This window comes from Kitasatospora sp. NPDC059146 (genome assembly GCF_042786665.1).
Taxonomy (GTDB): domain Bacteria; phylum Actinomycetota; class Actinomycetes; order Streptomycetales; family Streptomycetaceae; genus Kitasatospora.
Genome location: NZ_JBHZCY010000011.1, coordinates 28,381 through 37,395, shown reverse-complemented (window position 1 = coordinate 37,395; position 9,015 = coordinate 28,381). Strand labels below are relative to the sequence as shown.

Genomic DNA, 9,015 nt, shown 5'->3' with positions numbered 1-9,015 from the left:
GAAACGGGGGGTGCGGGGCCCTCGGGCCTTCGGGCGGGCGCCGGGCTCAGGCGAGCAGGTCGGACTGGAGGTCGACCACCTGGCGGAAGGCCGCGGCGGGCACGCCGCGCGGGTTGGTCATGGTGATCACGGCCACCACGTCGGAGGCCGACACGAACGCCAGACGGGTCGTCGGCACGTCCTTGCCGGCGGTCTCCCGGGACTCCTTGCGGGTCACCTCGACACCGTCCGGCAGCTCGCCGTCGGCCGAGGAGGTCGCGGTCCTCGCGTCGGGCGCGGCCTTGAGCTGGATCTCCGAGCGCGTCCGGGAGAAGGTGTCCCAGGCCTCGGCGGAGGTGCCGAAGCGCATCAGCCGGATCCGGGTGCTGGTGCCGTCGGAGGCGGTCCACTCCCGGACGGTGGCCGCGCGGCACACGTTCTGCCGCAGCAGGGTCCGCATCCGGGCCGGGTTCTGCAGGTCGCCGAGCAGCGCGTCGCAGGACACCCAGTTCGCCGGGGCCGCCCCCTCGGGGCTCGCGGTGGCCGTGCCGGAGGCGCTCGGGCCCGCCGTGGCCGAGGGGGTTCCCGACGGGGTGTCGGAGGGCGAGGCCGTGGGTGAGGCCGAGCCCGCCGAGCCCGCCGGGAGCGTCGGGGCCGTCGGGGCCGGGAAGACCGGCGGGTTCACCGAGCCGCCGGCCTCCTTGGGCACGGGCAGCAGCAGGTGGCGCAGGTCCGCCAGGTGCACGGCCGCGCCCTTGTCCTTGGCCTTGTCCTTGAGGTTGGGCGCGGCCTTGCCCGAGGGCAGCGGCGGCAGGGCCAGCGGCGGGAAGGTGTAGCGGCCGTCTCCGGCGGTGGCCAGGCCGGGGATGTCGGTGCGCTCGGGCGCGGTGACGGCCAGCGCGGTGCCGGTACCGGCCAGGGCGAACACCAGGACGGCGCAGCCCCAGCGCACCGCGGCCTTGCGACGGCGGGTGCGGTGGGCGGCCTGCTCCTCGGCGGCCTGCGCCGCGAGGGCCTGCTCCTCGGCGGTCGGCTCCTCGGCGGTCGGCTCCTCGACGGTCGGCGCCGTGGTGGGGGCCGGGTCGGCGGCGGGCTGCGGGGCGGGCCCGGACTCCGGGGCGGGCTGCGGGGTGGGCTCGGACCCGGGCCCGGGCTGCGGGGTGGCGGCGTGGTCGGTCATACGGAGGCTCCGGGGCTGGCGAGGCGGTCGAGCTGCATGGTGAAGAGGGCCACGATCCTGTCCTTGGGGAGCGGTGCCACACCCTCGGCGCTCATGATCACCAGGAGGTCGCCCTCGGCGGCCGAGCACTCCAGGTAGTCGATCGGCGCGGAGGGCGGCGCGGGCATCAGGTAGCAGTGCGCCTCGGGGTGGCCGGGGACCTGCGGGCCGGAGCGGAAGATGCCGGTGTCACCGGTGAACACCGCGGTGTACTCGTTGATCCGTTGCACCTCCTGCTGGTTGAACTGGCGCAGCCGCAGGCCGACCACCAGGTTGCCGCCGTCGTTGCGGTAGGTCCGCACGCCGGTGCCCTTGACGTGCAGGCCCTGCCAGTAGGAGCGGAGCTTGTCGCGCTTGTCCTTGGGGACCTGCTGGAGTTCGGCGTCCATCTCGTCGGAGAGCTGCCCGGCGCCGAGCTCGGTGTCGTTGCCGTAGCCGCCCTCGTCGGGGCCCGGCGCGTAGCCGGCCGGGACGGGCAGCAGCAGGTCGCGCAGCGAGCCGAAGTGGCTGCCGTTGGACTTGGCGCCGAAGGGCGTGGGGGTGGCGGCCGGGGCCGGGGTGCCGGTGGGGCCGGCGGCGGCGACCGGGGCGGGGTCGTCGTACCGGGTCTTGATGATGCCGACGCCGATGACCACGCCGACCAGGGCGGCGGCGACGGTGGCGGCGCCCGCGCGCAGCAGGCGGCGGGAGGCGGGGTTCGGGGGCGAATCCGGGGTCGGGTCCGGCGTGGCGGGCGCGCCCGCCGGGGCGAACTCGCCTGCGGGCGCGGCCGGTTCGGGGGTGTGCTCGGCCGGGACGGCCGGGGCGGCCTGGGCGTGCAGCTCGGCCGGGGTGGCCGGCACGGCGCTCACGGAGTCGTCGGTCATGTCAGCCGCTCCCACTGCTGCTTGGCGAGGGCCTTGAGGTCCCCGGATTCCACCGGCTTGGGGCTGAAGACCTCCACGGTCATCAGCACCGTGCCGCGCTGGGCGGCGGCGTGGCCGTAGTAGTACCGCTCCTTGGTGTCGGACCACTGCCTGGGTTCCGGGTCCACCCGGTAGCCGCCGTCGGTGTCGTCGGCGAAGGTCTGCCCGTGGAAGGCCGCGGCCTCGTCGATGTGCTCGGGCGTGTACTGGGTGAGCGTGACCCGGTAGCGGATGTCGCCCTTCATCCAGTCCACCTCGGCGGCGCGACGGAAGCCGGACGTGGCGAGGTCCTTGAAGACGACGGCCGCGTCGCCCTTGCGTTCGGCGAGCTCGCCGATCGACATCCAGCCGGGCTTGTCCGGGTAGTCGCCCCAGGCGGTGCTGCCGTCGGGGGCGCTGATCAGCAGCTTGCGCAGGTCGCCCTCGATGGCGGGCGGCGGGGGCTGGGCGGCGGCGAGGGCGGCCGGGTCGACCGTCTCGGCCGGGTAGGCGGGCAGGGCGACCTGGAGCGGCGGCAGCGGCGTGGGCGGGCGCTGGGCCTGGATCGCGTAGCCGACGCTGCCGCCGGCCAGCACGCCCACGACCAGGGCGCAGACGGACAGCAGCACCGGGCGGGGGCGGCGCGACGGGCGCGGGGCGGTCTCGGGGCCGGCCGACAGGAAGTCGGCGTAGACGTCCACGGCCGGGGCCGGAGCGGCGGGCTCCGGGGCGGCGGGCTCCGGGGCGGCGGGCTCCGGGGCGGCGGGCTCCGGCGCGGCCGGGGCCTGGTGCGCCGTCCGGTGTGCCATCGCCTCGCCTTCGGCCGACCAGGGGGACGGGGCCGGGACGGGCGGCACCGGCGGGACCGGTGGCACGGGCGGTACGGGCGGCACTGGTGGTACGGGCGGCAGCGGCGGCGTCGGCGGTTCGGCCGACGCGGACGGGTCGGCGGCTGCGGCCGGCGGCTGCTCGGGTTCGGTGGTCACGGAAGCGACTCCAGAGGAGGAGGGGCGGGAGGACGTCGTGGGGCGGGCGCGCGGGCGCGGGCTCAGCCCCCGGAGGCGAGCCACTCGCGCTGGCGCTTCATCAGGTCGTTCAGCAGCGCCTTGTCCGGCGTGCCCTTGACCTCGACGTCGACGGTGTACTGGACGTCGCCCTGGCTGGAGATGCCGGTCATCGAGCCGGTGTAGGCCTCGTTCTTGGGCTTGCGGCGGAAGCCGTGGGCGTTGGGGTCGCCGTCGATGTCGATCGCTTCCTGCGACTTGACGGTGTAGCCCTGGACGAACCGGCTCGCCAGGTCGGCGGAGCCGAAGTGCAGCAGGGTGACGGTGACTTCGGCCGTGCCGTCGGCGGTGCGGTAGGTGCGGGTGGCGCCGTCGCGGTAGCCGAGGCGGCTGAGGATGGTGTCGATGTCGTCCGGCTTGCCGAACATCTCGGAGACGTCGTCGCGGGTCATCGCCATCCCGTCGGCGGGCCCGTAGGACTCGCCGCCGGCCGGGATCGGGAGCAGGAAGTAGCGCAGGTCGCCGTCGTGCTTGCCGCCGCTGACGGTGCCCTTGACGGTGCTGGCCGGGGCGGGCTCGGTCGGGACGGCCGTCGGCACCGGGACGGGTACGGCGGAGGGCGTGGCGCTCGCGGAGGCACTCGCGCCGGCGCTCGCCGGGGCGGCGGTGGCGGTGGCACGCGGCGCGGGTGCGGCGGCCCGGTGGCCGTCCGGCTTGCCGACGGCGACGGTCACCGCGGCGCTGGCCGCCGTGACGGCGAGCAGTCCGGCGGTGGCCAGCGCGACGCCGACGGCGCGCGGCAGCCGGCGCGGGGCCGCGGTCGCCGGGGCCGGGTCGGCGGCGGGCACGGGCACGGCAGCCGCTTCCGGCGTGGCTGCGGGCTCGGGCGCGACGCCGGCCGGCTGCGGCTGCTGCTCCGGCGGCGGATCGGTGAACGCGGCGCTCTCGTTCTCGGGCGCGGGCAAAGGACTCCCCCATGGGAATGATCGGAAATGTCGCACGTGGGCCACCGTCGGAAATCCGCTCCCCCGCGGCCTTCCCGGACCGGCCATCACGTCTCTCACCAGGCAGTATGAGAGTCCGATGACATTCTCGCCAACAAAATCAATCACCGCACTCCCGTGCAATGCCCGATGAATCGGACACTCCGTGACCCAACCGCAACAGGCGCCCTGACGGGGTGTCGTGCGTCCGGGTGTCGTGGAGGCCGTGGTTCCGCGCCCGGCTTGAGTTGGAGTGCACTCCAAGTCCTACGGTTCCTTCCGTGGTCAGGGCCGGTCGGCCGGGGCCGCGGCACGGGAACGGGTACGAGGAGAGGACAGGCGCGATGGGTGCTTCGGAGCAGGGGGCCGGGCAGCGGCGGGAGCGGTTCGAGCGGGGCATGGAGGTGCTCACCCGGGTCGACGGGGAGGGCGGGCAGCGGGTGGTGGACGCGCTGGCCGACATCAGCCCGGAGCTGGCCCACCAGGTCGTCGCCTGGGGCTTCGGCGACGTCTACAGCCGCCCCGAACTCGCCCCGCGTGACCGGCAGTTGGTGACGCTGGGGATGCTCACCGCGCTCGGCGGCTGCGAGCCGCAGCTGGAGGTCCACATCAACGCCTCGCTCAACGTCGGCCTCTCCCCCGTCGAGATCACCGAGGCGCTGCTGCACTCGGCCGTGTACTGCGGGTTCCCCAAGGCGCTGAACGCGACCTTCGTCGCCAAGAAGGTCTTCGGCGAGCGCGGCCTGCTGCCGGTCACGGCCGCCTGACGCCGGACCACCCTGCCACCGGGGCGCGGCCGGTGCCATCATGCGGCCATGACGTATTCGGCAGCACGTGACGCGTTGGAGGGCCTGGCGCTCGGGGACGGCTTCGGCGAGCGGTGGTTCCCGCTCTTCCGCACACCGAAGGCGGCGTTCGCACAGATCCGGGCCCGGCGGGTGCCGCCGGAGACCCCGTGGCACTGGACCGACGACACGGCGATGGCGCTGTCGGTGTACGGGATCCTCACCGCGTACGAGGCGGTGCACCAGGAGCGCCTGGCCCAGGCCTTCGGGGCGACGTACCTGGCCGACGCCTACCGCGGCTACGGCAACGGCATGAGCCTGCTGCTGCCCCGGCTGGCCGCGCGGCCGTCGGCGTGGCGCGAGGAGTCGCGCAAGCTGTTCGACGGCCAGGGCAGCCTGGGCAACGGGGCGGCGATGCGGGTGGCGCCGCTGGGCGCCTGGTTCCACGCGGACCTGGACGAGGCCGCGGAACAGGCCGCGCTGTCGGCCGAGGTGACGCACGCCCACCCCGAGGGGATCGCCGGCGCGGTGGCCGTGGCGCTGGCGGCCGCGCTGGCCGCACGCGGACGCGGCGGCGTCGGGGCTCCGGCACCGGCACCGGCACCGGCCGGGGCCGCCTTCCTCGCCGAGGTGGCCGGGCGCACCCCGGCCGGCCCGGTGCGCGAGGGCCTGTCCCGGGCCGCCGAACTCGCCCCGGACACCGAGCCCTGGCGCGCGGCGGACCTGCTGGGCAACGGGCAGCGGGTGCGGGCCGGCGACACCGTGCCCTTCGCCCTGTGGTCGGCCGCCCACCACCTCGACAGCCTGACCGACGCCCTGTGGAGCACCGCCGAGGGCCTGGGCGACGTGGACACCACCTGCGCGATCACCGGCGGCGTGGTCGCCGCCCGCACCGGCCTGGGCGGTCCGGCCGCCGGCTGGCTCGCCCGGCGCGAGCCCCTGCCGGCCTGGGTGGCCGGCGCCGAGGACGAGACCCCCGCACGCCGCACGGGCTGAGGCCCCGGGCGGACCGGGGCGGCGGGGAGGCTCCCCGCGGCCCCGGCCGCGCGCCCCTCAGGGGGCCAGGCCCGAGGCGGTGAGGGCGGCGGCTGCGGCGGGGCCGGGGCCGTCGGGGGCGTCGGTGCGCCAGGCGAGGTGGCCGTCGGGGCGCAGCAGGGCGGCGGTGGCGGTGTCCCAGCCGGGGTGGGGGCGGGTGAGCGGGGCGCTGTGCAGGGTCAGGCCGGGGCGGGCGAGGTGGTCCGGGCGGGTGGAGCCGGTGAGGTCGAGCAGGACGGGGCGGCCGGGGCGCAGCAGGGTGAACAGGGTGGTGGCGCCGAGGTGGAGGTCGGGGGCGCGGGTGCCGGTGAGCGGGTGGGCCTCGGGTCCGTCGGGGGCGGCGGGGTAGCGGACGGCGAGGCCGGCGGAGCGGGCGGCCAGGGTGTCGGAGAAGGTGGGGACGCCGTCGATGAGTTCGCCGAGCAGGTCGCGCAGGGCGAGGGTCTCGGGGCTGTGGTCGGCCATCAGGCCGCTCTGGGCGCGGGTGCTGCGCAGCAGTTCGGCGCCGACGGGGTGGCGTTCGGCGTGGTAGCTGTCGAGGAGGGTGTCGTCGGCGGTGCCGTGCAGGACGCGGGCGAGTTTCCAGCCGAGGTTGAAGGCGTCCTGGAGGCCGACGTTGAGGCCGGGGCCGCCGGCCGGGAAGTGGCTGTGGGCGGCGTCGCCGGCCAGGAGCACGCGGCCGTGGCGGTAGTGGGCGGCCTGGCGGGCGGCGTTGCCGAAGGTGGAGAGCCGGCCGGGGTCGCGCATGCCGTAGTCGGTGCCGGCGATGTGGCGGACCTTGGTGCGCAGTTGGTCGAAGGTGGGCGGGCCGTCGGGGCGGGTGCGGTTGGTGGCGGCGTCGTTGCCGACGACGCGGTGGATGCCGCCGGGCAGCGGGAAGACCATGAGGGCGCCGCGCTCGTTGGCGAGGGCGGGGGTGCGGGGCGGGGTGTCGAGGACGACGTCGCCCATCCAGGCCCAGAAGGTGGCGGGGGTGCCGGGGAAGTCGATGCCGGCGGCGCGGCGCACGGTGCTGCGGGAGCCGTCGCAGCCGACCAGGTGGGCGGTGCGCAGGCGGTAGGGGCCGTCGGGGCCTTCGACGTGGACGGTGACGGCTTCGTCGTCCTGGGTGAGGCCGGTGACGCGGTGGCCGCGGCGCAGGTCGGCGCCGGCGGCGACGGCGTGCTCGGCGAGCAGGTGTTCGGTGCGGGCCTGGGGCAGGGCGAGGGTGTAGCGGTGGGGGGTGTCGAGGCGGGTGTAGTCGAGGCGGGCGGGCAGGGCGGCGAAGTGTCCGGCGGGGATGCGGACGCCTTCGGCGAGGAAGGGTTCGAGCAGGCCGCGGGAGTCGAGCATCTCCAGGGTGCGCGGGTGCAGGGAGGTGGCCCGGGAGTGCGGGTCGGGTTCGGTGCGGGTCTCCAGGAGTGTCACCTCGACGCCGTGCAGGCGCAGTTCGGCGGCGAGCCAGAGGCCGACGGGGCCGGCTCCGGCGATGACGACCTGGTGGGTGGGTGTGGTCATGGGTGTCCCCTCCACGGTTCTTGGTCAGTGACCAATGGCGTTGGCCCCAGTACACTAGGTCAGTGACCAAGAAGCAAGCTCCGCCCGCCGGGCAGCCCCGGCTGGACACCGCCGCCGTGGTGCGCGCGGCCCTCGACCTGCTCGACGACAAGGGCGCCGGCGCGGTGTCGGTGCGCGGCGTCGCCGAGCGCCTGGGCGTCCGGATGAACACCGTGCTGTGGCACGCCAAGACCAAGGGCCGGCTGCTGGAACTGATGGCCGACGCGATCGTCGCCGGGGTCGACCCGGACGGCCTGCCCGGGCCCTGGCGGGAGCGGGTGCGCGAGCTGTCCCACCGCTACCGGCGCGCCCTGCTGGCCCACCGCGACGGGGCGCTGATCGTCGCCGGGACGTACGCGGCCGAGCCGGCCACCCTGCGCCACGCCGACGCCGTACTGGCCGCGCTGCTGGAGGGCGGGCTGGACGAGCAGCGCGCGGCCTGGACGTTCTGGAGCATCCAGTACCTGGCGCTCGGCCTGACCCAGGAGCAGCAGGCCCTGGCCGCCCAGAGCGGCGAGCACTCCCTGGCCGGGGCGCTGGCCGACGGCGCCCACCCGGCGCTGGGCCGGGTCGCGCGGCACCTGGAGGGCGACGACTTCGACGCGCGGTTCGCCTTCGCCCTCGACCGGCTCCTCGAACAGCCTGGCGCGGCGGGCTAGTTCGCGACCACCGGGCGCGGCGGGGCGGTCCGCGACCGCCGGGCCGGCGAGGAGGGCGCGGCCGGTGCGGCCGTGGCGATGTCGCAGCCCTGTCACCGTCGCGGGAGAAGCCTGGCCACGGGGGCCGGGCGGGCCCAGGATCGGGAGCGGTGGCGGGACTGCGGCGTCGGGGGCGGGTGTGACCGGGACGGGGTTCGAACGACGGTGCGTGGCGGTGACCGCGGCGGCGACGGTGACGTCGGCGCTCGCGGGCTCGGCCGCGCTGTGGCCGTGGTCGCAGGACGATCCGGTGCCCGGGTGGCTGTGGTGGCTGTGCGCGGCGGCGGCGGCGGCGCTCCCGGCGGCCTGGCTCCCGGTGCGCCGCCGCGCCCCGGAGCGGGAGCGCGGGACGGGCACCCGGGCGGTGGGGTTCCTGCTGCTGGCACTGCTCACGGTGTTCCTGGCCGCGCAGGTCGCCGGCACCGTGCGGGAGCGGCTGGGCCATCCGCGCCGTACGACGGCCTGGGTGACGGGCTGCCGGGTGAGCGGCCAGGAACCGGGCGGGGACGGCGGCGGCCTGGGCGCGAAGACCTACGCCTGCACGTTCCGCTGGAGCGTCGACGGGCGGGAGTTCAGCGCGGAGCGGCCGCAGGGGCCGTATCCGCGGGGCCACGAGATCACGGTGTGGCTGGACGAGCGGGGGCGGATGAGCACCGGCCGGCCGAGCTGGCTGTCGGTGCCGCTGTTCGCCCTGCCCCTCCCGCTCACCGTCTACGGCGCGGTGTTCCTGGGCCGCTGGACGGCCGAGGACCTGAGGGAGCGGTGGCACCGTGGGGGGGGGGGGGGGACCCACCCCCCCCCCCGGGCCGGTTTGGGGGGGGGGGGGGGGCGCGGGGGCCCCCCGGGTTGGGAGTGCAACGACAAATGTAGCCCGCCGGGCTAATGTTGGTGG

General features: G+C 76.4%; 9 protein-coding genes. 4 read left to right on the top strand and 5 right to left on the bottom strand.

Features of this window, described 5'->3' with window-relative positions; translation table 11 throughout:
• Nucleotides 1-46 precede the first annotated feature (46 nt).
• From ACFXPX_RS07130 to ACFXPX_RS07115, 4 genes are all read right to left on the bottom strand, one after another.
• Nucleotides 47-1,159 (bottom strand): hypothetical protein, encoded by a 1,113-nt coding sequence (locus tag ACFXPX_RS07130; RefSeq protein ID WP_380639968.1) that lies wholly within the window; start codon nucleotides 1,157-1,159, stop codon nucleotides 47-49.
• Complete coding sequence (locus tag ACFXPX_RS07125; RefSeq protein WP_380639966.1) at nucleotides 1,156-2,064, bottom strand: hypothetical protein; 909 nt, start codon at nucleotides 2,062-2,064, stop codon at nucleotides 1,156-1,158. The genes ACFXPX_RS07130 and ACFXPX_RS07125 overlap by 4 nt, the downstream gene beginning before the upstream one ends.
• Nucleotides 2,061-3,068, bottom strand: coding sequence for a hypothetical protein (locus ACFXPX_RS07120; protein ID WP_380639964.1), 1,008 nt, complete (start codon nucleotides 3,066-3,068; stop codon nucleotides 2,061-2,063). Before ACFXPX_RS07120 ends, ACFXPX_RS07125 begins: the two co-directional genes overlap by 4 nt.
• Before the next feature lie 62 nt (nucleotides 3,069-3,130).
• Nucleotides 3,131-4,051 (bottom strand): hypothetical protein, encoded by a 921-nt coding sequence (locus tag ACFXPX_RS07115; RefSeq protein ID WP_380593117.1) that lies wholly within the window; start codon nucleotides 4,049-4,051, stop codon nucleotides 3,131-3,133.
• A 362-nt stretch (nucleotides 4,052-4,413) separates the two neighbouring features.
• On the opposite strand from ACFXPX_RS07115, the gene ACFXPX_RS07110 reads away from it, so the two are divergent.
• Complete coding sequence (locus tag ACFXPX_RS07110) at nucleotides 4,414-4,836, top strand: carboxymuconolactone decarboxylase family protein (protein ID WP_380525787.1); 423 nt, start codon at nucleotides 4,414-4,416, stop codon at nucleotides 4,834-4,836.
• Nucleotides 4,837-4,884: 48 nt separating this feature from the next.
• On the top strand, nucleotides 4,885-5,850 hold the full coding sequence (locus ACFXPX_RS07105; RefSeq protein ID WP_380639962.1) for an ADP-ribosylglycohydrolase family protein: 966 nt from the start codon (nucleotides 4,885-4,887) through the stop codon (nucleotides 5,848-5,850).
• Between the two features lie 57 nt (nucleotides 5,851-5,907).
• Here the strand turns inward: ACFXPX_RS07105 and ACFXPX_RS07100 are convergent, their stop codons facing one another.
• Nucleotides 5,908-7,386, bottom strand: coding sequence for an FAD-dependent monooxygenase (locus ACFXPX_RS07100; RefSeq protein WP_380593115.1), 1,479 nt, complete (start codon nucleotides 7,384-7,386; stop codon nucleotides 5,908-5,910).
• Nucleotides 7,387-7,448: 62 nt separating this feature from the next.
• Here ACFXPX_RS07100 and ACFXPX_RS07095 point away from each other — a divergent pair, with 62 nt between their 5' ends.
• Nucleotides 7,449-8,084, top strand: coding sequence for a TetR/AcrR family transcriptional regulator C-terminal domain-containing protein (locus tag ACFXPX_RS07095; RefSeq protein WP_375896917.1), 636 nt, complete (start codon nucleotides 7,449-7,451; stop codon nucleotides 8,082-8,084).
• 208 nt (nucleotides 8,085-8,292) lie between these two features.
• Nucleotides 8,293-9,006: a hypothetical protein gene (locus tag ACFXPX_RS07090; RefSeq protein WP_380639960.1), complete on the top strand. Its 714-nt coding sequence runs from the start codon at nucleotides 8,293-8,295 to the stop codon at nucleotides 9,004-9,006.
• Nucleotides 9,007-9,015 lie beyond the last annotated feature (9 nt).

Bases quoted from the DNA above. Each gene is read 5' to 3' on its own strand.
- ACFXPX_RS07130 (WP_380639968.1), bottom strand. From the start codon at position 1,159: ATGACCGACCACGCCGCCACCCCGCAGCCCGGGCCCGGGTCCGAGCCC.
- ACFXPX_RS07125 (WP_380639966.1), bottom strand. From the start codon at position 2,064: ATGACCGACGACTCCGTGAGCGCCGTGCCGGCCACCCCGGCCGAGCTG.
- ACFXPX_RS07110 (WP_380525787.1), top strand. From the start codon at position 4,414: ATGGGTGCTTCGGAGCAGGGGGCCGGGCAGCGGCGGGAGCGGTTCGAG.
- ACFXPX_RS07105 (WP_380639962.1), top strand. From the start codon at position 4,885: ATGACGTATTCGGCAGCACGTGACGCGTTGGAGGGCCTGGCGCTCGGG.
- ACFXPX_RS07100 (WP_380593115.1), bottom strand. From the start codon at position 7,386: ATGACCACACCCACCCACCAGGTCGTCATCGCCGGAGCCGGCCCCGTC.